Source organism: Variovorax sp. Soil_C_26, assembly GCF_057657075.1.
The window spans coordinates 356,966-380,238 of record NZ_JBDGJC010000003.1 but is presented as its reverse complement, the minus strand read 5'-3'; the positions used below and the strand labels follow the sequence as shown (position 1 = coordinate 380,238).

The 23,273-nt window shown below is 68.0% G+C and carries 20 protein-coding genes; 14 read left to right on the top strand and 6 right to left on the bottom strand.

Annotation, left to right across the window (positions count from 1 at the left end):
• The first annotated feature begins 107 nt into the window (after positions 1-107).
• Together acs and AC3A6G_RS11230 are read left to right on the top strand one after the other, a co-directional pair.
• Positions 108-2,114: an acetate--CoA ligase gene (gene acs, locus AC3A6G_RS11235; protein WP_487873636.1), complete on the top strand. Its 2,007-nt coding sequence runs from the start codon at positions 108-110 to the stop codon at positions 2,112-2,114.
• 144 nt (positions 2,115-2,258) lie between these two features.
• Complete coding sequence (locus tag AC3A6G_RS11230) at positions 2,259-2,759, top strand: LapA family protein (RefSeq protein ID WP_487873635.1); 501 nt, start codon at positions 2,259-2,261, stop codon at positions 2,757-2,759.
• A 46-nt stretch (positions 2,760-2,805) separates the two neighbouring features.
• On the opposite strand, the gene AC3A6G_RS11225 is transcribed toward AC3A6G_RS11230, so the two are convergent.
• The gene (locus AC3A6G_RS11225) at positions 2,806-3,111 is read right to left on the bottom strand and encodes a c-type cytochrome (protein ID WP_487873634.1); all 306 of its coding nucleotides are present in this window, start codon (positions 3,109-3,111) and stop codon (positions 2,806-2,808) included.
• A 102-nt stretch (positions 3,112-3,213) separates the two neighbouring features.
• Between AC3A6G_RS11225 and AC3A6G_RS11220 the strand changes: the two genes are divergently transcribed.
• Complete coding sequence (locus AC3A6G_RS11220; protein WP_487863819.1) at positions 3,214-3,471, top strand: TIGR04438 family Trp-rich protein; 258 nt, start codon at positions 3,214-3,216, stop codon at positions 3,469-3,471.
• A gap of 51 nt (positions 3,472-3,522) precedes the next feature.
• Here the strand turns inward: AC3A6G_RS11220 and ilvD are convergent, their stop codons facing one another.
• Positions 3,523-5,217, bottom strand: coding sequence for a dihydroxy-acid dehydratase (ilvD, locus tag AC3A6G_RS11215; protein WP_487873633.1), 1,695 nt, complete (start codon positions 5,215-5,217; stop codon positions 3,523-3,525).
• 120 nt (positions 5,218-5,337) lie between these two features.
• On the opposite strand from ilvD, the gene AC3A6G_RS11210 reads away from it, so the two are divergent.
• The 6 genes from AC3A6G_RS11210 (at position 5,338) to AC3A6G_RS11185 (ending at position 12,195) form a co-directional block, all read left to right on the top strand.
• Complete coding sequence (locus AC3A6G_RS11210; protein WP_487873632.1) at positions 5,338-6,288, top strand: LysR family transcriptional regulator; 951 nt, start codon at positions 5,338-5,340, stop codon at positions 6,286-6,288.
• Positions 6,289-6,337: 49 nt separating this feature from the next.
• A complete protein-coding gene (lgt, locus tag AC3A6G_RS11205; protein ID WP_487859004.1) occupies positions 6,338-7,159 on the top strand; it encodes a prolipoprotein diacylglyceryl transferase in 822 nt (273 codons plus the stop codon).
• Between the two features lie 152 nt (positions 7,160-7,311).
• Positions 7,312-7,980, top strand: a complete 669-nt coding sequence (locus AC3A6G_RS11200; protein ID WP_487859005.1) for a GntR family transcriptional regulator — start codon at positions 7,312-7,314, stop codon at positions 7,978-7,980.
• A gap of 55 nt (positions 7,981-8,035) precedes the next feature.
• Positions 8,036-9,511, top strand: coding sequence for a malonyl-CoA decarboxylase (locus tag AC3A6G_RS11195; RefSeq protein ID WP_487863822.1), 1,476 nt, complete (start codon positions 8,036-8,038; stop codon positions 9,509-9,511).
• 79 nt (positions 9,512-9,590) lie between these two features.
• Positions 9,591-10,583: a Bug family tripartite tricarboxylate transporter substrate binding protein gene (locus AC3A6G_RS11190; RefSeq protein WP_487863823.1), complete on the top strand. Its 993-nt coding sequence runs from the start codon at positions 9,591-9,593 to the stop codon at positions 10,581-10,583.
• Between the two features lie 76 nt (positions 10,584-10,659).
• Complete coding sequence (locus AC3A6G_RS11185) at positions 10,660-12,195, top strand: malonate--CoA ligase (protein ID WP_487873631.1); 1,536 nt, start codon at positions 10,660-10,662, stop codon at positions 12,193-12,195.
• A 35-nt stretch (positions 12,196-12,230) separates the two neighbouring features.
• On the opposite strand, the gene AC3A6G_RS11180 is transcribed toward AC3A6G_RS11185, so the two are convergent.
• Genes AC3A6G_RS11180 through AC3A6G_RS11170 form a run of 3 tightly spaced genes read right to left on the bottom strand, consistent with a single transcriptional unit; the run spans position 12,231 to position 14,657 of the window.
• The gene (locus tag AC3A6G_RS11180; RefSeq protein ID WP_487863824.1) at positions 12,231-13,520 is read right to left on the bottom strand and encodes a type II toxin-antitoxin system HipA family toxin; all 1,290 of its coding nucleotides are present in this window, start codon (positions 13,518-13,520) and stop codon (positions 12,231-12,233) included.
• A complete protein-coding gene (locus tag AC3A6G_RS11175; RefSeq protein WP_487873630.1) occupies positions 13,517-13,840 on the bottom strand; it encodes a helix-turn-helix domain-containing protein in 324 nt (107 codons plus the stop codon). Before AC3A6G_RS11175 ends, AC3A6G_RS11180 begins: the two co-directional genes overlap by 4 nt.
• Positions 13,841-13,892: 52 nt before the next feature.
• Entirely contained in the window at positions 13,893-14,657 is a 765-nt protein-coding gene (locus tag AC3A6G_RS11170) for a hypothetical protein (protein WP_487873629.1), read from the bottom strand.
• A 114-nt stretch (positions 14,658-14,771) separates the two neighbouring features.
• Between AC3A6G_RS11170 and smc the strand changes: the two genes are divergently transcribed.
• The 5 genes from smc to def all read left to right on the top strand — a co-directional run bounded on the left by smc (position 14,772) and on the right by def (position 22,669).
• The gene (gene smc / locus AC3A6G_RS11165) at positions 14,772-18,293 is read left to right on the top strand and encodes a chromosome segregation protein SMC (RefSeq protein ID WP_487859012.1); all 3,522 of its coding nucleotides are present in this window, start codon (positions 14,772-14,774) and stop codon (positions 18,291-18,293) included.
• A gap of 12 nt (positions 18,294-18,305) precedes the next feature.
• On the top strand, positions 18,306-19,412 hold the full coding sequence (locus AC3A6G_RS11160) for a cell division protein ZipA C-terminal FtsZ-binding domain-containing protein (protein WP_487873628.1): 1,107 nt from the start codon (positions 18,306-18,308) through the stop codon (positions 19,410-19,412).
• Positions 19,413-19,429: 17 nt separating this feature from the next.
• Positions 19,430-21,523, top strand: a complete 2,094-nt coding sequence (gene ligA, locus AC3A6G_RS11155) for an NAD-dependent DNA ligase LigA (protein WP_487863828.1) — start codon at positions 19,430-19,432, stop codon at positions 21,521-21,523.
• A 101-nt stretch (positions 21,524-21,624) separates the two neighbouring features.
• Positions 21,625-22,086, top strand: a complete 462-nt coding sequence (locus AC3A6G_RS11150) for a hypothetical protein (RefSeq protein ID WP_487859015.1) — start codon at positions 21,625-21,627, stop codon at positions 22,084-22,086.
• 43 nt (positions 22,087-22,129) lie between these two features.
• On the top strand, positions 22,130-22,669 hold the full coding sequence (def, locus tag AC3A6G_RS11145) for a peptide deformylase (RefSeq protein ID WP_487873627.1): 540 nt from the start codon (positions 22,130-22,132) through the stop codon (positions 22,667-22,669).
• A 45-nt stretch (positions 22,670-22,714) separates the two neighbouring features.
• On the opposite strand, the gene AC3A6G_RS11140 is transcribed toward def, so the two are convergent.
• Positions 22,715-23,110, bottom strand: coding sequence for a DoxX family protein (locus AC3A6G_RS11140; protein ID WP_487859017.1), 396 nt, complete (start codon positions 23,108-23,110; stop codon positions 22,715-22,717).
• Positions 23,111-23,273 lie beyond the last annotated feature (163 nt).

Below are 23,273 nucleotides of genomic sequence, written 5' to 3'. Positions count from 1 at the left end.
CCGACTCGTATTAACCCTGAGAACTAACATCGGACCTGGCCGACCCGTCAGTGACCCGTAAGTGGTTCCGTCGACATTACGGCCGCACCCATTCAGGAGACAAGACAATGAGCAGCAGCAGCAATGCATCGAAGAACATCGAGTCCGTTCTGGTGGAAAACCGTGTATTCCCGCCCGACGCCCGCGCCACCGACGGCGCCCGCGTGGCCGGCATGGCCGCCTACGAGGCGCTGTGCAAGGAAGCCGAGCAGGACTTCGACGGCTTCTGGCGCCGCCAGGCCGAGAGCCACCTGAACTGGAGCAAGCCCTTCACCCGCACGCTCGACGAATCGAACGCGCCGTTCTACCAGTGGTTCGGCGACGGCGAACTCAATGCCAGTGCGAACTGCCTCGACAGGCACATGGGCACGCCGGTCGAGAACAAGACCGCGATCGTCTTCGAGGCCGACGACGGCAGCGTGACCCGCGTCAGCTACAAGGAACTGCTCGCGCGCGTGAGCCAGTTCGCCAATGCGCTGAAGACCGCCGGCATTCAGAAGGGCGACCGCGTCATCATCTACATGCCGATGACCGTCGAGGGCGTGATCGCGATGCAGGCCTGCGCACGCATCGGCGCCACGCACAGCGTGGTGTTCGGCGGCTTCTCGGCCAAGGCGCTGCAGGAGCGCATCATCGACGCCGGCGCGGTCGCCGTGATCACCGCCAACTACCAGCTGCGCGGCGGCAAGGAGCTGCCGCTCAAGGCCATCGTCGACGACGGCATCGCGCTCGGCGGCTGCGAATCGATCAAGAACGTCTTCGTGTATGAGCGCACGCCGAGCGCATGGAACCGCGTCGAAGGCCGCGACAAGACCTTCGCCGAAGCGCTGCAGGGTCAGAGCACCGAATGCGCACCGGTGCCGGTGAATGCCGAGCATCCGCTCTTCATCCTCTACACCTCGGGCTCGACCGGAAAGCCCAAGGGCGTGCAGCATGCCACCGGAGGCTACCTGCTGTGGGCGAAGATGACGATGGAGTGGACCTTCGACATCCGTCCCGAAGACGTCTTCTGGTGCACCGCCGACATCGGCTGGATCACCGGCCACACCTACGTGGCCTACGGCCCGCTCGCCGCCGGTGCCACCCAGGTGGTGTTCGAGGGCGTTCCCACCTTCCCGCATGCGGGCCGCTTCTGGCAGATGATCGAGAAGCACCAGGTGTCGATCTTCTACACCGCGCCCACCGCGATCCGCTCGCTCATCAAGGCCGCCGAAAGCGACGAGAAGGTGCACCCGAAGAACTGGGACCTGTCGAGCCTGCGCATGCTCGGATCGGTGGGGGAGCCCATCAATCCCGAGGCCTGGATGTGGTACCACCGCCATATCGGCCGCGAGCGTTGCCCGATCGTCGACACCTTCTGGCAGACCGAAACCGGCGGCCACGTGATCACGCCGCTGCCCGGCGCCACGCCGCTGGTGCCGGGCTCGTGCACCTTGCCGCTGCCGGGCATCATGGCCGCGATCGTCGACGAGACCGGCAAGGACCTGCCGAACGGCGCAGGCGGCATGCTGGTCATCAAGCGACCATGGCCGTCGATGATCCGCACCATCTGGAACGATCCCGAGCGCTTCAAGAAGAGCTATTTCCCCGAGGAGATGGGCGGCACGATCTACCTTGCGGGCGACGGCGCGGTGCGCAGCGCCGACCGTGGCTATTTCCGCATCACCGGGCGCATCGACGACGTGCTCAACGTTTCGGGCCACCGCCTGGGCACGATGGAGATCGAGTCGGCGCTGGTGTCCAAGACCGACCTCGTAGCCGAAGCCGCCGTGGTCGGCCGGCCCGACGACGTGACCGGCGAAGCGGTCTGCGCCTTCGTGGTGCTCAAGCGCCCGCGTCCGACCGGCGAAGAGGCCAAGCAGATCGCCAACGAACTGCGCAACTGGGTGGCCAAGGAGATCGGGCCGATCGCCAAGCCGAAGGACATCCGTTTCGGCGAGAACCTGCCGAAGACGCGCAGCGGCAAGATCATGCGGCGCCTGCTGCGCAGCATCGCCAAGGGCGAGGCGATCACGCAGGACACGTCCACGCTCGAAAATCCGGCGATTCTGGAACAGTTGTCACAGATCAACTGATTTTCTGCTTGTAGGACGTAGGCTTTAGTGGGGGGCGGGGCCGATCGCGGCCCTTGGGCTGAGGTACAACCGGCGGGTCGTCTTGCGCCACCATCGGCGCGGGATCGTTTTCATCGTGTTTGATCCATACCAAGGAGGCGCCAAATGGGCGTTCGATCTGCTTTTCTTTTCGTCATCGTGCTCTTGATCGCGGCGCTGGCCGCGCTCAACTGGTACACCTTGGCGGCACCCGTCGAGATGTCGCTCGGCTTCATGACGGTGTCCGCGCCGCTCGGGCTCATCATGCTGGGACTCACGGCCGCACTGGGCGTGTTTTGCCTCGTCTACGTGCTTTACCTGCACAGCTCGGTGCTGATGGACGCCAAGCGCCACAACCGTGAAATGCAGGCGCAGCGCGACCTTGCCGACAAGGCCGAGGGCTCGCGTTTCACCGAGCTGCGCAACTTCCTCGCGGCGCAGGAAAACAAGCACATGGCACAGAACGCCGAGAACCATGCCGCGCTGCTCGCGCGCCTGGGCCAGGTCGAAACCGTGATCCGCCAGCGTTCGGAGCAGTCCGAGAACGCCGTGGCCGCGCACATCGGCCAGCTCGAAGACCGCATCGAGCGCCGGCCGCTCCCGACCGACATCAATCCGCGGGCCTGAGCGCCGCGACCGCCTCGCTGCGCGCCAGCGGCACTTCGGGGTGGTGCTACTTCGTCGCCAGCACCCAGGCGGCCAGCTTCTTGGCGTCGGCTTCGCTGACCTGGTTGTTGGCCGGCATCGGCACCGGTCCCCAGACGCCGGAACCACCCTTGATGATCTTCGTGGCCAGCATGTCGACCGCACCCGCATTGCCCTTGTACTTGGCCGCAATATCCTTGAAGGAAGGGCCGAGCACCTTGCGCTCGACGGCATGGCAGCTCATGCAGTTCTTGGACGTGGCCAGCGCAAGGTCTGCGAAGGCCGGCGCGGCCAGGCCCAGGCCCAGGAGCGCGAAGGACAGGAGTCTTTTCATGGGGTAATTGTTAATGGCTGGGGTACATTCGATACAACGCGATTGTAGGTAGCGCCGTGCACCGGCGACCGGAAGCGTTGACTACAACCGAAGGGGTTCGCCATGTGGTTTTTGGTGCTGGGGCTCGCAGGCGTGGCCCTCAAGTATTTCGAGATCGGCATGGTGGCCGAGTGGAGCTGGTGGCTCGTGCTGTTGCCCTTTGCCATGGCCGCGGCGTGGTGGGCCTGGGCTGATTGGTCGGGCTACACCAAGCGCAAGGTCGTCGAGCGCGAAGAAAAGCGCAAGCAGACGCGCATCGACCGGCAGCGCAGCAACATGGGGCTGCCGAGCAGCAAGGCGGGCCAGCGGCCGCGGCGCTGAAGCGCACGCGGCGCGGCGGATGGCGCAGGCCCTGCCTGCGCCCTGAGACCCTCAGAACTTGTCGAGCACCGCACCCGAGCTCGCACTCGAGGCGTTGAACGCAAACTTGGCCTGCACGCCGCGCGTGTAGCGCGGTGCCGGCGGCTTCCAGCCTTCGCGGCGCTTGGCCAGTTCGGCTTCGGGCACGTTGAGTTCGAGCTTCAGTTCATGCGCATCGATGGTGATCGAGTCGCCCTCGTTCACGAACGCGATGGTGCCGCCGGCCGCCGCTTCGGGCGCCACGTGGCCCACGACCATGCCCCAGGTGCCGCCCGAGAAGCGGCCGTCGGTGATCAGGCCCACGCTTTCGCCGAGGCCGGCACCGATCAGCGCGCCCGTGGGTGCGAGCATCTCGGGCATGCCCGGGCCGCCCTTGGGGCCGAGGTAGCGCAGCACCATGACGTCGCCGGCCTTGATCTTTCCGTCGAGGATGGCCTGCAGCGCCGACTGCTCGTCGTCGAACACGCGCGCCGGGCCGGTGATGACCGGGTTCTTGAGGCCGGTGATCTTGGCGACCGCACCTTCGGGCGAGAGGTTGCCCTTGAGGATCGCGAGGTGGCCTTCGGCGTACATCGGCTTGTCGATCGGGCGGATCACGTCCTGGTCGGCGCGCGGCTGGTCGGGCACGTCCTGCAGCACCTCGGCGATGGTCTTGCCGGTGATCGTCATGCAGTCGCCATGCAGCAGGCCGGCGTTGAGCAGCACCTTCATCACCTGCGGAATGCCGCCGGCCTGGTGCAGGTCGACCGCGAGGTACTTGCCGCTGGGCTTCAGGTCGCAGATGACCGGCACCTTCTTGCGCATGCGCTCGAAGTCGTCGATCGTCCAGTCGACTTCGGCCGCGTGCGCGATCGCCAGGAAGTGCAGCACCGCGTTGGTCGAGCCGCCGGTGGCCATGATCACGGCCACGGCGTTCTCGATGGCCTTCTTGGTCACGATGTCGCGCGGCTTCAGGTCCTTCTTGATCGCCTCGATCAGCACCGTGGCCGATTCCTTGGCCGAGTTCTGCTTTTCGTCGTGCGGATTGGCCATGGTGGACGAGTAGGGCAGCGACAAGCCCAGCGCCTCGAAGGCGCTCGACATGGTGTTGGCGGTGTACATGCCGCCGCACGAGCCGGTGCCGGGAATGGCGCGCTTCTCGATTTCGTTCAGGTCCTCGTCGCTCATGTTGCCCGCGGCGTTCTGGCCCACGGCCTCGAACACGCTGACGATGTTGAGGTCCTGGCCCTTGTAGCGGCCCGGCAGGATGGTGCCGCCGTAGACGTAGATGGCGGGCACGTTGGCGCGCAGCATGCCCATCATGCCGCCGGGCATGTTCTTGTCGCAGCCTCCGACCACGAGCACGCCGTCCATCCACTGGCCGCCGACGCAGGTCTCGATGCAGTCGGAGATGACTTCGCGGCTGACCAGCGAGTACTTCATGCCTTCGGTGCCCATGGCCATGCCGTCGGAGATGGTAGGCGTGCCGAACACCTGTGCGTTGCCGCCCGCTTCCTCGATGCCGGCGATGGCGGCGTCGGCCAGCTTCTGCAGGCCCGAGTTGCACGGCGTGATGGTGCTGTGGCCGTTCGCGACGCCGACCATCGGCTTCTTGAAGTCGGCCTCTTCATAGCCCATGGCGTAGAACATCGAGCGGTTGGGTGCCCGGCTCTTGCCTTCGACGATGTTGGCGCTGCGGCGGTTGATCTGGATCGGCTTGGTGTCCATGGTGCGTGTCTCTTCTGTCGTGGGGAAAGCGCGTGGGGAGCGCAGGGGAAGGCTCAAGTATCCGACTTCTCACTGATTGCTTCCAATCCAATTTCGAGCCCGCATTGATATGCTCGGCATATGAAAGAGCACCTGATCGACCTGCGTGCCTGGCGCCAGTTCGTCGCCGTGGCCGAAGAACTGCATTTCGGACGCGCGGCCGAGCGCCTGCACATGACGCAGCCGCCCGTCACGCAGGCCATCGCCCAGCTCGAAAAGACGCTCGGGGTCGTGCTCTTCGACCGCACGCGGCGGCGCGTGGCGCTCACGCCGGCGGGCGAGGCGCTGCTGCCCGACGTGCGCGAACTGCTGGCGCGCGCGCAGGCGCTGCCCGCCCGTGCGCGGGCAGCGGCGGCCGGGCAGGTGGGGCGGGTGCGCATTGCGTTCGTCTCGACGATCGGCTTCGAGAAGCTGCCGGGCTGGGTGCGCGAGTTCCACGTGCTGTGCCCCGAAGTGGCGCTCGAACTCGTCGAGGCCACCGGCGACGTGCAGCGCGAGGCGCTGGCGCGTGGCGAGATCGACGCCGGGCTGATGCTGCACTCGCCGGGCGCGGCGCCGCCCGGGCTGGAAAGGCTCGCGGTGGAGGAGGAATCGCTGGTGCTGGCCATGCCGGCCCAGCACCGGCTGGCGCGCGCGAAACCCGTGCCGCTGGCCGAGGTGCTGGCCGAGCCGCTGGTGATCTTTCCGCGCCGGATCGTGCCTTCGCTGCACGACGCGATCCTGGGCCTCTATCACGCGGCAGGCCTCGCGCCGCAGGTCGCCCAGGAGGCGATCCAGATGCAGACCATCGTCAACCTGGTTTCGGGCGGCATCGGCATGGCCTGGGTGCCGCACAGCGTCATGCAGTTCCGCCGCGCGGGCGTCGTCTACCGTCAGGCGCACGAGTTCAAGGCCGCGGGCCGCGCGCGTCTGGCGCTGCCCGCCTGCGAGACCAGCCTGGCCTGGCCCGCGCGGGCGGCGCACCCCGCGCTCGAGCGCTTCATCGCTTTCGTGCGCGAGCGCACGCAAGAACGCACGTCGATGGCCGGCTGACCTGCCGAAGCGGAGCAGGGCGGCCGGGTTCAGCGGGCACAATCCGCGCATGCTCATGTATCCACAGATCAACCCCGTCGCCCTGCAACTCGGGCCGATCGCCATCCACTGGTACGGCCTGACCTACCTGGCGGCCTTCGCGCTGTTCTACTTTCTCGGCACGCGGCGCCTGCGGCATGAGCCGTACCGCTCGCTGGCCGGCACGGCAGCCTGGCAGCGAAAGGACGTCGAAGACATTCTTTTCCTCGGCGTGATGGGCGTCATCGTCGGTGGGCGGCTCGGCTACTGCCTGTTCTACAAGCCGGGGTTCTATCTTTCGAATCCGCTCGAGATCCTCTACGTGTGGCAGGGCGGCATGGCCTTCCATGGCGGCTTGCTGGGCGTGATCGGCGCCATGTTGTGGTTCGCGCACTCGCGCGGCCGGCCGTTCTGGCAGGTGATGGATTTCGTCGCGCCCTGCGTGCCGACCGGCTTGGCCGCGGGACGCGTGGGCAACTTCATCAACGGCGAACTCTGGGGCCGCTTCAGCAGCCCCGACCTGCCGTGGGGCATGGTGTTTCCGCAGAGCGGCTCGATGCTGCCGCGCCATCCTTCGCAGGTCTACCAGTTCCTGCTCGAAGGGCTGCTGCTGTTCATCGTCATGTGGCTCTATGCGCGCAAGGAGCGCAAGCAGGGGCAGGTGGCGGCGGTGTTCATGATCGGGTATGGCGTATTCCGCTTCATTGCCGAGTACTTCCGCGAGCCCGACGATTTTCTCGGCCTGCGCGCGCTCGATCTGAGCCAGGGGCAGTGGCTCAGCGTGCCGATGGTGCTCTTCGGCATCGGCCTGTGGCTCTGGGCCGCGCGGCGGCCCCAACCCGCACGGGCTTGAGGCGCGCGACGCAGCCAGCTTAGGCAAGGGTAAGCCCGGGCGCCAAAACCGCGCGCGGTGCTTGCGCCTCATGAGACGGCGGCCCACAATTACGCGTAATTATGAGAAATTACACGTAACGCGGCGGCAACGCGACGCAAAGCACCCAACCCATGCGCCTGGTTCCCAACTCCCTGCACGACGAAGTCGCCGCCACGCTGCGCGAGCAGATCTTCGCCGGCGCACTGGCGCCCGGAAGCTTCCTCGACGAGGCCGCGCTGTGCGAGAAGCTCTCGATCTCGCGCACGCCGCTGCGCGAGGCGCTCAAGGTGCTCACGGCCGAAGGGCTGCTGCGCCACGAGCCGCGGCGCGGCTGCTTCGTGCGCGAGGTCACCGAGCGCGACCTCGACGAGATCTTCCCCGTCATCGCGCTGCTCGAAGGCCGCTGCGCCTACGAGGCCGCGCGCAATGCGAGCGATGCGGAGCTGAGCGAGCTCGATGCGCTGCACGAGCGGCTGGTGCGCCACGCCAGGGCGAAGCGCATCAACGACTACTACGCCACCAACCACCTGATCCACGAGGCGATCATCCAGCTGGCCGACAACAAGTGGCTCGCGCAGGTGATCGGCGACCTGCGCAAGATCCTCAAGCTCGCGCGGCTCCAGCAACTGCATGCGCCGGGCCGGCTCGAGCAGAGCCTGTCGGAGCACTTGGCTGTGTTCGCGGCGCTGAAGGCGCGCGACAGCGAAGGCGCCGACGCAGCCATGCGCACGCACCTGACGCGGCAGCGCGAGGCCTTGCGCGAGGTGGCGCGGCAACAGAAATCCAGGGTGATGTCATGAAGAACGACGCGGGCCGGGCCATACCCGCAGCCCCCAGCAGCATTGGAGTTTGTCGATGAGTGCGACCGAATGGTTCCAGGCGCGGCTGCGCGCTGGCGAGAAGTCCGGCAGCAAGGTGCCGGTGGCACCCGAGGGCGCAACGCGCAACGCGCCCAAGACGGCGGCGAAGCCGAGCGAGCGCACCACGGCCGAGCGCCTGCAGGCCACGCTGCGCAAGGCCGACGAGGCGCTGTCGCCGCGAACGCTGCGCCGCGTGCTGGCGGCGCTGCAGGCGGTGATCGATCCGCGCGTGAGCGAGGTCGAGGGCGGCCGCCGGGCGCATGCGATTGCGCGCGAATATGCCGCCGCCACGCCCGAGGAGCGGCGCGACTACTGGGCGCTCATGAGCGAGCATTTCGCGGCAGATCCGCAGAAGCTCAAGGCCGCGCGCGACCAGCACCAGGCCGCGGTGGGCACGCCCGACGAGGGTCAGGCCGAACTCCGGCTGCGCCGGGCGTTGGTGTCGCCGCGCATGCGCCTGTTGCAGCGCTTCGCGGCCGAGCCCGAGGGCATGCGCTTCCTGGTCGACCTGCGCGCCGAGCTGCTGCCGTTCCTCAAGTCGGACAAGCGGCTGCTGGCGCTCGATGCCGAGATGGAGCACCTGTTCTCGACCTGGTTCGACGTGGCCTTTCTCGAGCTGCGCCGTATCGACTGGAACTCCCCGGCTTCGCTCATCGAGAAGCTGATCCGCTACGAGGCGGTGCACGACATCAAGAGCTGGACCGACGTGAAGAACCGGCTCGACGACAGCGATCGCCGCTGCTATGGCTTCTTCCACCCGCGGCTGCCCAACGAGCCGTTGATCTTCGTCGAGGTGGCGCTGGTCGACCGCATCAGCGACGGCATCACGCCGCTGCTCGACGAGACCGCGGTGCCGACCCAGCCGGCGAAGGCCACGACCGCGATCTTCTATTCGATCAGCAACACCCAGACCGGCTTGCGCGGCGTGAGCTTCGGCGATTCGCTGATCAAGCGCGTGGTCGAGACGCTGCAGGAAGAGCTTCCGCGCCTGAAGACCTTTGCCACGCTGTCGCCGATTCCGGGTTTCCGGGCCTGGCTTGCAAAGAACGCATCGACCCTGCTGCCGCGCCTCGACGAGAAGCGGGAGGCCGAGCTCGGCCGTCTGGTGGGATCGCTGCCCCCGACCGCCGAGCGGCTGCTGGCCGCGGTGGATGCCGCCAATCCGGAGCTGGACGCCAAGTCGCCGCTGCGCCAATGGCTGCTGCAGGCCGCGGCCGAATACCTCGGCCACACGCTGTTCGACGGCACTCCGGTCGATCCGGTGGCGCGCTTCCATCTCGGCAACGGCGCACGGGTCGAGCGGCTCAACTGGGCCGGAGACCCGTCGCCCAAGGGGCTGAAACAGTCCTATGGCCTGATGGTCAATTACCTCTACGATCTCAAGCGGATCGACAAGCACCGTGCTTGGCTGGCCGACGGCAAGGTGGCGGTTTCGGGAGACGTTGAAAGCCTGTTCTTCAAAAAAGGCTGAGTTCTGAAAGAAGAAAGTCCGGCGCGTGAGGCGCCGGCGGCCGCATGGCGCGGCAATCCACAACGACAGGAGATGACAGATGACTCAGAGTTTTCAACGACGCGACGTGCTGCGGCTGGCTGCGGCCGGTGCTGCCGTGCTGTGCGGCACCGGCGCGCGGGCGCAGGCCGGAGGCTGGCCCAACAGGCCGGTGAACATGGTCGTGCCGTTCCCGGCCGGCGGCGGCACCGACGCGTTCGCACGGCCGCTTTCGGCCCAGTTCGCTAAGGTGGCCGGGCAGACGCTGGTCGTCGACAACCGCGGCGGTGCCGGCGGCACGGTCGGGGCCAGCATCGCGGCCAAGGCGCAGGGCGATGGCTACACGCTCTTCATGGGCGCGGTGCACCATGCCATCGCACCCTCGATCTACCCGCGGCTCGACTACGACCTCGAGAAGGACTTCGTGCCGCTGATGCTGCTGGCCAACGTGCCGCAGGTGGTGGTGGTCAATCCGCGCCGCGTGACGGCCAACACGCTCCAGGAGTTCGTGGCGGCTGTCAAGCGCAATCCGGGCAAGCTCAACTACGGATCGGCAGGCGCGGGCACCTCGCACCACCTCGCGGGCGAGCTGTTCAAGCTGCAGACCGGCACCTTCATCACCCACATCCCGTACCGCGGCGCGGGCCCGGCGCTGTCGGACCTGATCGCCGGCAATGTCGACCTGATGTTCGACGGCCTCGGTTCGTCGGCCCAGCACATCAAGGGTGGCCGCATCAAGGCGCTGATGGTCGCGGGCGCCAAGCGCAACCCCGCGTTCCCCGACGTGCCCTGCGCGGCCGAGGTCGGGCTGCCCGACTACACCGTGACCACCTGGTACGGGCTCTGGGCGCCCAAGGGCACACCGGCCGACGTGCAGGCGCGCATCGTCGACGACATGAAGAAGGCGCTCGCAACCGACGAGCTGAAGGCGATCTGGACCCAGAACGGCGCCGAGATCCCCAACCTGACGATGGCGTCCTACGGTGGCTTCGTGAACTCCGAGATCAAGCGCTGGGCCACCGTGGTGAAGGCGTCGGGCGCCAAGCTCGAGTGACGACCCGCCGGGCGACGAAGGCATCGGCGCTTTCGTCGCCCGGCATTCACCGAATTTTCGACGACGTACCTGCACCATGAAGACGAAAGCCAACCCCAACCTGTTCGCCGCCCTGCGCGCGGCCTTTCCCGCCGACCTCGACGCCATTGCCGTCGAAACCGACAACGGGCTGTTCTATTCGTGGCGCGACCTCGACCGCGCGAGCGCGATGATCGCCAACCTGCTCGACGCACTCGGCCTGGAGGAGGGCGCCCGCATCGCGGTGCAGGTCGAGAAGTCTGTCGAGGCCATGATCCTGTACCTCGCCACGCTGCGCGCGGGCTATGTGTTCCTGCCGCTCAACACCGCGTACCAGAGCGCCGAGATCGAATACTTCATCGGCAATGCCGAGCCCGCCGTGGTGGTGTGCACCAGCCGCAACGCCGCCTGGGTCGGGCCGATCGCCAATGCCGCCGGCACGCATCATGTGTTCACGCTCGACGACGACCGGACCGGCACGCTGCTCGAGGTCGCTGCCCAGTGCAGCGACCAGCACACCGCCGCGCACAGGAAGGCGGACGACCTGGCTGCGATCCTCTACACCAGCGGGACCACCGGCCGCAGCAAGGGCGCCATGCTCACGCACGGCAACCTGCTGTCGAACGCCGAAGTGCTCAAGGACTATTGGGGCTGGACCCGCGGCGACGTGCTGATCCACGCGCTGCCGATCTTCCATGTGCATGGTCTCTTCGTCGCGCTGCACGGCGCGCTGCTCAATGGCAGCAAGATGATCTGGCTGGCAAAGTTCGATCCGAAGCGCGTGGTCGAGAAGCTGCCTGAGGCCACGGTGTTCATGGGCGTGCCCACGCTCTACGTGCGGCTGCTCGCCGAACCCGGGCTCACGCGCGAGGCGGTGCGCAACATGCGGCTCTTCGTGGCCGGCTCGGCACCGCTCCTGATCGAGACCTTCGACGAATGGCGCGAGCGCACGGGCCACACGATCCTCGAGCGCTACGGCATGAGCGAGACGATCATGCTCGCGTCCAACCCCTACAACCCGGCGCAGGGCGAACGCCGCGGCGGGACTGTCGGGTTCGCGCTGCCCGGTGTGCAGTTGCGCGTGCGCGACGATGCCGGGCGCGACTGCACCACCGACGAGATCGGCAACATCGAGGTCAGCGGCCCGAACGTGTTCGCGGGCTACTGGCGCATGCCGGAGAAAACCAGGGAAGAGTTCACCGCCGACGGCTTCTTCAAGACCGGCGACGTCGGCAAGATCGACGGCCGCGGCTACATCACGATCGTCGGGCGCAGCAAGGACCTGATCATCAGCGGCGGCTACAACGTCTATCCGGCCGAGATCGAGGGCTACATCAACGAGCTGCCGGGCGTGGCCGAGAGCGCGGTGGTCGGCGTGCCGCACCCCGACTTCGGCGAAGTCGGCGTAGCGATCGTCATTGCCAAGCCGGGAGCGGTGCTCGACGCCGATGCGATCGTGGCAGAGCTCAAGGCAAAGCTCGCGAACTTCAAGATTCCGAAACGCTGCTTCGTCGTGGGCGAATTGCCGCGCAATGCGATGGGAAAAGTGCAGAAGGCATTGCTGCGGGAGCAGCACAAGGGGTTGTTCGCCTAAGAGGCGGTTGGCCGCGGCATGACGCCGCCGCTCGACTACTTGCCCCGCTTCGCCATCCCCTGCAGCAGCGCATGCCCCTGCAGCCGCTGCTGCAGCCGCTTCTTCCACGCCGCAGGCAAGGTCGACGCCTCGATCATTTCGGGCCAGGCGCTGCGCGCGCGGCGCGCGGTTTCCGCGACCACCCGCCGCGCCAACGGCTCGTGCACGCCGGCCGAGCCGCAGAACGCGCGGATGTTCGCTGGCGTGAACAGCGCCGTGCGCCGCGGCGTGCGGGCATCGGGCAGCAGCGGCAGTGCGTGGCCTTCGACGCCCTGCAGCGCCGCGTAGGCGACGATGTCGTAGGCCGGCGCCAGCCGGGGCGCCGCGCCGTCGGGGTACAGCACGCCGAAATTCTTCAGGTGGGCGTCGGGATTGCCGAGCAGGTCGTTCACCGCCAGGCGGCGCAGCAGTTCGAGCACGGCGTCTTCACCCATCGACGGAAAGGCGCGCATCGCGAGCGCCATGTCGAGGTAGCTGGCGCTGTACTTGTGCATCGGATCGATCGCGAGAACCTGCGCGAAATCCTCGAAATGGATGCGGCGCGCGCCCTCGCGGTCGAAGCGGGTCACCGCGAGGAATTCGGGCTCATCGGGCAGCGCGTAGCTGTGCTCGGCCGAAATGGCCGACAACGGCGCGAGCTCGGCATGGCAGACCTCGACACCCGCGGCGCCCGCCAGCTGCAGAGAGAGCATCTCGAGCTGCGGCATGTGCGGCCGCCCGGCCATGGGCAGCTTGGCGATCACGCGCGTGCTGGCGCCCGCCCGGGTACGTGCCACGTAGCGCCCGCCCTGGCGCCGCAGTCCGAGCTTGGGCTGCACGCCCGAGACCGAGATGCCCTGCGGCAAAGGCAGTTCGACCACCGACATCTCGAGCGCGTCCTGGTCCTGCGTGATGAGCCGCTGCAGCGTGCCGCGGTCGACCGCCACGGGCCGGGCGCTCACGGCGCCGGGCAGGTCGCCGCCGCAGGCAGCCAGAAGCTCGAAATGGTCGTTTTCGCGGCAGCCGCGCAATTGCGCGATGTGGCTGCGCAGCACGCCTTCGGGCAGCAGGTTCTGGAAGAAGGGCGGCAACGGCCCGCCTTGGGCATTGAACAGCGGGTTCTTCACGTCGCTCCACAGCGCGGCCTGCGCCGAGGGATCGCTGGCCACCATCGACAGCGACAGCACTTCGGCCGGCGGGTCGGCGACGAGTTCGGGCTCGGCCACGAAGCGGCACAGGTCGGCGTACTGGAACAGCTTGCCGAAACGGCGGGCGCCCAGTGAGATCTCCAGGATCTTGACATTCACGGCGAGCGCTTCCCTGCCGGCTTGGAGGATGTGGGCGGCGCAACCGCCCCCCCCACCGCGTGGCCGATACGCGTGGGCACCGGTCGATAGCCGGCGTCGGCTTCGGCCTGCCCGCCAAAACCCTTCGGCGCGAGCTGCAGTTCGAGCCCCAAGGCATCGACCAGCGCCAGCAAGGACGACATCTGCGGGTTTCCCGCAAGACTCAGTGCATTGCGGACCGACCGCTCGGTCAGACCCGAGCGCTGCGCGATCTGCGCATGGGTCAGGCCCGTGGCGTCGCGGCGGGCGGCGAGGGCGGCGATGAACTCTTGTTTGGTCACGGAAAGATATTACCGCAAAACGCCATTTCGGAAACATATTTCCGTTGTCTGCCTAGCGCGGCACCAGCGTGAAGAACGGCATGACCACGCCCATGACCCAGTTCTGCCCGAAATCGAGCGCCGCCCGCCGGTACTTCTCGTCGGCTTGTGCGGCCAGCAGGTCGAGCCGGGCCACCACCTTCGAGAGTTCGCGGTCGGCCACGAGGTTGCGTCCGCGTTCGCTGATCTCGGTGGCCAGCAGCAGCGGCTGGCCGTCGGGGCCGGTCTTCGAGGCGATCAGCCAGAGCGATATCTCGAAGTTGCGCGCAGCCCGGTAGCTGTTCTCGGCGTTGACACCGTCGAGCATGGTCTGCTCCCAGGTGTCGCCGTTGGCCTGCTTGAGCATGGTGGCCCAGCCGACTACCAGTGCCGCCACCCGGTCGCCCTGGTAACCCTGCGGGCCGGTGTCGAAGGCCATGCGGATGGCGTCGATGCCGGTGGCGCCGCGCAGTTCGGGCAACGCGGCCTCGCTGGTGCCCACCGCATCCCAGGCGCGCTGGATGGCCGCTTCCATGCTGGCGCCCGATTTGCGCCATTCGCGCGGATTGCGGCGGTACAGCGTGATCTGCACGCGCCGTATCGACTGCAGGTTGTCGCGCAGCGAGAGGTTGGCAATGCGGTTGGCGCTCGACTGCAGCCATTCCTGGTTGCCATAGGGCTGGGCTCGCTCGGTCGAACGAACGGCGGCGCAGCCGCCGAGGCCCAACAGGGACGCCGCACCCGCGAGCAGGCAGGCGCGGCGCCCGGCAGAGGGGGGAAACAACGAGGAATCGCTCATGCCCCTGACGTTATCATCCACGGCTTGCGCGGCGGCCTGCCTCGAGCGGCAGGCCCGTGCAAATTTCCTTACAAATCAACACCTTGGCGCTTTGCCAAGCCAGGCCGACAAGTCGTGCGTCTCAATTCCATCAAGCTCTCGGGCTTCAAGTCGTTCGCCGAACCCACCAACTTCCTGCTGCCGGGTCAACTGGTAGGCGTGGTCGGGCCCAATGGCTGCGGCAAGTCGAACATCATGGATGCGGTGCGCTGGGTGCTCGGCGAATCGCGCGCGTCGGAGCTGCGCGGCGAGTCGATGCAGGACGTGATCTTCAACGGCACGACCACGCGCAAGCAGGCAAGCCGCTCGAGCGTGGAGCTGGTGTTCGACAACGCCGACCACCGCGCGGGCGGCCAGTGGAACCAGTTCAGCGAAATCGCGGTGCGGCGCGTGCTCACGCGCGACGGCACCAGCAGCTACTTCATCAACAACCAGCCGGTGCGCCGACGCGACGTGCAGGACGTGTTCCTGGGCACGGGCCTCGGGCCGCGCGCCTACGCGATCATCGGGCAGGGCACAATCAGCCGGATCATCGAATCCAAGCCCGAAGAACTGCGGCTGTTCCTCGAAGAAGCCGCGGGCGTCTCCAAGTACAAGGAGCGCCGGCGCGAAACCGAGAACCGGCTCGGCGACACGCGCGAGAACCTTACGCGGGTCGAAGACATCCTGCGTGAACTCAATGCGAACCTCGAAAAGCTCGAGAAGCAGGCCGAGGTGGCGGCGCGCTACAACACGCTGCAGGGCGACGCCACCAAGAAGCAGCACCAGCTGTGGTTCCTCAAGCGCAGCGAGAGCGACGCCGACCAGGCCAAGATCAAGGTCGACGCGGAAAAGGCGATCAACGACCTCGAATCGCGCACGGCCGACCTGCGCCGCGTCGAATCCGAGCTCGAGACGGTGCGCCAGGCCCATTACGCGGCCGGCGACCAGGTCAACCAGGCCCAGGGCAAGCTCTACGAGGCGAGCGCCGAGGTCGGGCGCCTCGAGGGCGAGATCCGCTTCGTGGTCGAGGGGCGCCAGCGCGTGGAGCAGCGGCTGGTCCAGCTGCGCGAACAGATCGGCCAGTGGGACACCCGCCGCACCGATGCCGAAGCCGAGATCGAGACGCTGGCTGGCCAGGGCGTGGACGCCGAGGAACAGGCCGTGCTGCTGGCTGCCCAGCTCGAGGAGCACGACGCCCGCATGCCTGAGCTCGAGGAAGCGCAGCAGCGCGCGCAGGACGAGGCCAATGCGCAGCGCGCCGCCGTGGTGCAGGTGCAGCAGCAGATCCAGGTGCTGGCCGCCGACCAGCGCAACATCGAGGACCAGACACGGCAGCTCACGCTGCGCGGCGAGCGCCTGCGTGCCGACCAGAATGCGCTGGCCGCACCCGACGAAGCCCGCCTGCAGGCGATGCAGGAAGACCATGCGGCCGCACAGGAAGCGGCGAGCGAGGCCGAGGCCCGGCTGCACGAACTGCAGGAATCGGTGCCCCAGCTCGACGACGACCGCCGCGCGAAGCAGCAGGCCGTCAATACCGAAGGCGCACGCCATGCCGAGCTGTCGGCACGGCTCGAGGCACTGCGCGCGCTGCAGGAGCGCGTCAAGACCGACGGCAAGCTCGCACCCTGGCTTGCCAAGCATGGCCTCGAAGGCATGCAGGGCCTCTGGAGCCGCATCCATATCGAGCAGGGCTGGGAGAACGCGCTCGAGGCCGCGCTGCGCGAACGGCTGGGCGCGCTCGAAGTCAGCCGGCTCGACATGGTGCGCGCCTTCGGCAACGATGCGCCGCCGGCCAAGCTGGCGTTCTACAGCCCGCCACCCGCCGGTGCGCCGCCGGACGCGGGCGGCAGCGCGCTGACGCGCCTGTCGAGCCTGCTGCGGCTCAACGATGCGGGGTTGCAGGCCCTCATGACCGACTGGCTGCGCGGCTGCTACACCGCCCAGAGCTTCGAAGAGGCGCTCGCGCAGCGCGGCGCGCTGCAGCCCGGCGAGGTCATCTACGTGCAAAGCGGCCATGCCGTGTACTCGCACAGCGTGAACCTCTATGCGCCCGATTCCGAGCAGGCCGGCCTGCTCGCGCGTCAGCAGGAAATGGAGAACCTCGAGCGCCAGCTGCGCGCGCAGACGCTCATCAACGAAGAGGCGCGCACCGCGCTGGTCCGTGCCGAAGCCGCCTATGCCGACGCGGCCCAGCGCCTCGTGAGTGCGCGCCGCGAAGCGGCCGAGACGCAATCGCGCGCGCACGGGCTGCAGGTCGAGACGCTGCGCATGACGCAGCTGGCCGAGCAGACGCGCGCCCGCAGCGAGCAGCTCGCCACCGACCTGGCCGAGGTCGACGCGCAGCTCGAGGAACTGCAGGAAAAGCGCATCGCGGCCGAAGGCCGCTTCGAAGAGCTCGACATGCAGCTCGCCGATGCGCAGGAGCGCCATGCCCAACTCGACGAGCGCGTGATCGAAGCCGGCCGCGCGCTGACTGCCAGCCGCGAGCAGCACCGCAGCCTCGAACGCAAGGCGCAGGAGGCCACCTTCTCGCAGCGCACGCTCGAAGCACGCCGCGGCGAACTTAACCGCGCGATCGAGACTGCCGCGCAGCAGGTCGTCGCGCTCACCGACGAGGACGAGCGCGCGCGGGCCGAACTCGGTCGCCTGTCCGACGCAGCCGCCCAGGCCGGCCTGCAGGATGCGCTGGCGCTCAAGCTGGAGCGCGAGGCCTCGCTGGGGGCAGCGCGCAGCCAGTACGACGACCTCACGATGAAGCTGCGCGCGAGCGACGAGCGCCGGCTGCAACTCGAGCGCGAGCTCGATCCGCTGCGCCAGCGCATCACCGAATTCCAGCTCAAGGAACAGGCCGCACGCCTGGGCGTCGAGCAGTACCAGCAACTGCTCGACGATGCCGGCGCCGACCTCGAGGCCGTGGCGCAGTCGATCGAGGTCGACAAGGTTCGCCTCACGGGGCTGCAGGGCGAGATCGATCGCCTGAACCGCGAAGTCGCGGCGCTCGGCGCGGTCAACCTCGCGGCGCTCGACGAGCTCACCGTGGCGCGCGAGCGCAAGACCTTCCTCGATGCGCAGTCGGCCGACCTGAACGAAGCCATCGGCACGCTCGAAGACGCCATTCGCAAGATCGACGCCGAGACGCGTGACCTGCTCGGCGGCACCTTCAAGATCGTGAACGAGCACTTCAGCCGCATGTTCCCCGAGCTCTTCGGCGGCGGCAACGCGCGGCTCGTGATGACGGGCGACGAGATCCTCGATGCCGGCGTGCAGGTGCTCGCGCAGCCTCCCGGCAAGAAGAACCAGACCATCCATTTGCTCTCGGGCGGCGAGAAGGCGCTCACCGCGATTGCGCTGGTGTTCGCGATCTTCCAGCTAAACCCGGCGCCGTTCTGCCTGCTCGACGAGGTCGACGCGCCGCTCGACGACGCGAACACCGAGCGCTATGCCAAACTCGTGACCGCCATGAGCCGCGAAACCCAGTTCCTCTTCATCAGCCACAACAAGATCGCCATGGAAATGGCCGAACAGCTGATCGGCGTGACGATGCAGGAGCAGGGCGTCTCGCGCATCGTCGCGGTCGACATGGAATCGGCCGTGTCGATGGTCGAGGCTGCTTGAGCCGGGCAGCGCATGAGCAATCTCACTCTCGCCCTGGCCATCCTCGGTGGCCTCGTCCTCGCGGCCGTTGTGGCCTACAACACACTCACCTCGCGCCGCCAGGCGCCGCGCCAGCCCGACGCGGCCGGCGGCGGTGACCCGTCCGACGCGGAACAACGGCGCGCATCCTCGGCCGACGGGATGGAGCCGGTGCTCCGCACCGATCCGCACGCGGCACCGAGCCACGAGCGCCACGAGCCGCTGTTCGATCCGGACCTGCCCGCGCCGGCGCCCAACCAGCTGCCCGCGGCCGAGCGCCGCGGCGGGCTCGATCCGCTCATCGACGTGATCGCCTCGGTGTCGCTCGAAGGTCTGGCCTCGGGCGATGCGGCGATTGCCGCCATGCCGCCGACGCGCCGCGCGGGCAGCAAGCCCGTGGCCATCGAGGGCCAGAACGAGCACACGGGCCAATGGGAGCCCCCCGTGGCGGGCCAGCGCTACAGCGCGTTCCAGGTCGGCGTGCAGCTGGCCAACCGTATCGGGGCGCTCAACGAGATCGAATACTCCGAATTCGTCGTCAAGGCGCAGGCCTTTGCCGATGCGGTGAACGGGGCGCTCGAGATCCCCGAGATGCTCGACGAGGTGGCGCGCGCGCGCGAGCTCGACCAGTTCGCCAGCGCGCACGACGCGCAACTCGGCTTCGTGCTGCGCGCGCTGCATGCGGCCTGGAGCCCCGGCTACGTGCAGCAGAACGCGGCGCGGCTGGGCTTCGTGGCCGGCATCATCCCGGGCCGCATGGTGCTGCCCACGAGCGAGGCCGGGCTGCCGCCGATCCTCGGGCTTTCGTTCGACACCCAGGCCGCGCTGGCCGACGACCCCGCGCAATCGGCGATCCGCGAGCTCAGCCTGAGCCTGGACGTGCCGCAGGTCGACCGCGCCGAGCAGCCGTTCCAGCGCATGCGCGATGCCGCCGCCACGCTCGCCCGCGAAATGGACGGCGTGGTGACCGACAGCGACGGCCAGTTGCTGCGCGAAGAAACCATGGACGTGATCGGCGCCGACCTCGAGCAGCTCTACGACACGCTGGAGTCGCGCGATCTCGCCGCCGGCTCGCCGCTGGCGCGGCGGCTCTTCAGCTGATTCCCGGAAGGCATCCCATGACGACGCGCGACGAAGCGGCACGCGAAGCCGCCGCACTGAGCGAGCAGCTCCACCGCCACGCCCATCTCTACTACGTGCTCGACGCGCCCGAGCTGCCCGACGCCGAATACGACCGCATGTTCCAGCGGTTGCAGGCCATCGAGGCCGAGTTTCCCGATCTGCGCACGCCCGATTCGCCCACCCAGCGCGTCGGCGGTGGCGTGCTCGAGGGCTTTGCCAAGGTGCGCCACAAGGTGCCGATGCTCTCGATCCGCACCGAGACCGACATCAGCCCCGGCGGCGCGAGCGCGTTCGATGCGCGCGTGCGCCGCGAACTGGGCCTGGCGGAAGATGCGCCGCAGGTCGAGTACGTTTGCGAACTCAAGTTCGACGGGCTCGCCATGAACCTGCGCTACGAAAACGGCGTGCTGGTGCAGGCCGCGACCCGCGGCGACGGCGAAGTCGGCGAAGAGGTCACCCAGAACATCCGCACCGTGCGCGAGATCCCGCTGCGCCTGCAGGGCGAAGCTCCGCCGGTGGTCGAGGTGCGCGGCGAGGTCTACATGAAGCGCGCCGACTTCGAGGCGCTCAACGAGCGCCAGCGCGAGAAGATCGCGGCCGGCCAGAAGAACGAGAAGGTGTTCGTCAATCCGCGCAATGCCGCGGCCGGTGCGGTGCGCCAACTCGATCCGGCCATCGCGGCGGCCCGGCCGCTGAGCTTTTTTGCCTATGGCCTCGGCGAAGTCACGCCGGCCGGCGAGGGCGGGCCCCAATTCGAGACCCAGTTCGACTGGCTGCAGCAGTTCCACGCCTGGGGCTTCCCGGTGGCGGCGCAGACGGCGCGCGCGCGCGGTGCGATCGAACTCATCGCCTTCCACGAGAACATCGGCCGCCAGCGCGATGCCTTGCCCTACGACATCGACGGCGTCGTCTACAAGGTCGACAGCATCGCGCTGCAGCGACAGCTCGGGTTCGTCTCGCGCGAACCCCGCTGGGCGGTGGCGCACAAGTACCCGGCGCAGGAGCAGATGACCGAGGTGCTTGGCATCGAGGTGCAGGTGGGGCGCACCGGCAAGCTCACGCCCGTGGCCAAGCTCGCGCCGGTGTTCGTCGGCGGCGTGACCGTGACCAATGCCACGTTGCACAACGAGGACGAGGCCCGCCGCAAGGACGTGCGCGTGGGCGACAAGGTCATCGTGCGCCGCGCCGGCGACGTGATTCCCGAGGTGGTCGGCGTGGTGCCCGAGAGCCTCGCCAAGCCCGAGGGCGAGCGCGGGCCGCTCTTCACCATGCCGCACCAGTGCCCCGTCTGCGGATCGGAGGCGCTGCGCGAGGAGGGCGAGGTCGACTACCGCTGCACCGGCGGGCTCTTCTGCGCCGCGCAGCGCAAGGAGGCCATCCTGCACTTCGCGGCGCGCCGCGCCGTCGACGTCGACGGGCTCGGCGACAAGCTGGTCGAGCAGTTGGTGGACGCCAACCTGATCCGCACCTTGCCCGACCTCTACCGGCTCGGCTTCACCACGCTCGCGGGCCTCGACCGCATGGCCGAGAAATCGGCCGCCAACCTCGTCGCTGCGCTCGAAGCATCGAAGAAGACCACGCTGCCGCGTTTCCTGTTCGGGCTGGGCATCCGCCACGTGGGCGAAAGCACCGCGAAGGACCTGGCCAAGCACTTCGGCAAGCTCGATGCGATCATGGACGCGAGCGAAGAACAGCTGCTCGAGGTCAACGACGTCGGCCCGGTCGTTGCGCAGAGCCTGCGCACCTTCTTCGATCAGCCCCACAACCGCGAGGTGGTCGAGCAGCTTCGCGCCTGCGGCCTGACCTGGGAAGAGGGCGAGCCCGCCGCGCGCGCCCCGAAGCCGCTTGCGGGCCTGACCTTCGTCATCACCGGCACCCTTCCTACGCTCAGCCGTGACGAAGCGAAGGACAAGCTGGAAGCGGCAGGTGCGAAGGTGGCCGGTTCGGTCAGCAAGAAGACAAGCTACCTCGTAGCGGGCGAAGAGGCCGGCAGCAAGCTCGACAAGGCGCGCGAGATCGGCGTCGAAGTGATCGACGAGGCGCGTATGCTGGGGTTCCTCGCCAACGGCGTGCCGGCCGCCGGCGCGTAGCCCGCGAGGCGGGTTACCGCCGGTTACGCCACTTCATACCTGCGCAGTCATCAGGAACTACAAGGTGGCGTTGAACACCAAAGGCTGACTAAGGAGCCACTATGCAAAGAAATCGTGCTTTCGGCATTGCCATCGTTCTCGGCGGCATTGCGCTGCTGGGTGGCTGCGCGGCGGTGCCGGGCGACCCGTACTACTCGGGCGGCGGCTACTACTCCGATGGGCCCTACTACGGCGATCCGGTCGTGGTGCCGGCGCCGGTCTACATCCAGGGCGGCGGCTATTACGACGGCGGCCGCCGCTACTACGACCGCCGCCAGTACGACCGTCCGCACTACCCCGGCGTTCGTCCTGGGTACCCTGGTGTCCGTCCGGGCTACCAGGGTGGCGGGCGTCCGGGCTGGGGCGGTGGTGGTGGTCGTCCGCCGCCGCCGGTCGTGGGCAGCGGCGGTGGTCGGCCAGGCGTGTCGCCGGTGCCGGCCTACCGTACGCCGCCGCCCACCGGCCGTTCGCGGCTGTACACCTCGCCCGACAGCAAAGCCCCAGGCCAGCAGACGCCTCCCTGAACGGCGGCGCGGGCGTTGCGAAAGCCGGCACGATAATCGCGCCATGGCCATTCGCGACATCCTCAAAATGGGCGACCCGCGGCTGCTGCGCATCGCGCAGCCCGTGACCGCCTTCGACACCGACGAGCTGCACCTGCTGGTGCGCGACATGTTCGAGACGATGGCGGCGGTCCATGGTGCGGGTCTCGCGGCACCGCAGATCGGCGTCGACCAGCAGCTCGTGATCTTCGGCACCGACGTCGTCAACCCGCGCTACCCCGACGCGCCGCCCGTGCCGCGCACTGTGCTGCTGAACCCGGTGATCACGCCCGTCGGCGACGAGGAGGAAGAGGGCTGGGAAGGCTGCCTCTCGGTGCCGGGCCTGCGCGGGGTGGTGCCGCGCTTCTCGAACATCCGCTACACCGGCTTCGATCCCTACGGCGATCCGATCGACCGCGTGGCGAGCGGCTTCCACGCGCGCGTGGTGCAGCACGAAGTCGATCACCTGCTCGGCAAGCTCTACCCGATGCGGGTGCGCGATTTCTCGCGCTTCGGCTACACCGACGTGCTGTTTCCGGGGCTGGACGCCGCCGACGACGACTGAGCCCGGGCGGGCCAAAAAAAAGCCGGCTCGTCGCCGGCTGCAGGTTCAGTTGTATTTGCCGCCGAGCCCGAAGCGACCACCGCCGAACAGCGCGATCGCAATCGCCGAGAACAGGAACATGCCCTGCAGTTCGAGCGCCCAGCCGCCCTGGCCGTTGAGCGCGCCAAGGTCCTTCATGTGCACGAGCCAGATCGCGACCAGCATGTTGAGTGCGACGACCAGCGCGGCCGGCCGCGTGAACAGGCCCACGATCAGCAGCACGGGCGCGAGGATCTCGCCGACGTAGACCAGGTAGGCCATGGCGGCCGGCAGGCCATGCGACGCAAGCATGCCGCCGATGCCGTCGACGCCCTTGCCGACCTTCGCGATGCCGTGCAGCAGGATGAGAATGCCGAGTGCGACGCGCAGAACGAGCTTGCCGGTGTCATCGGATTTGGTCATGTGCAGATTCCAGGTGAAGTTGTGAGAGGCCTCTATGTTAGTGAATGCGGCGGGCAAACCGAAGCCCATCGCATCCGGCATATGCATCCAACCGGCCGTTCTTTGGCAAGCCGCCGCGCGGCCCCGTACACTGGCTTTTGCTTACTGTTGAGGAGAACACACC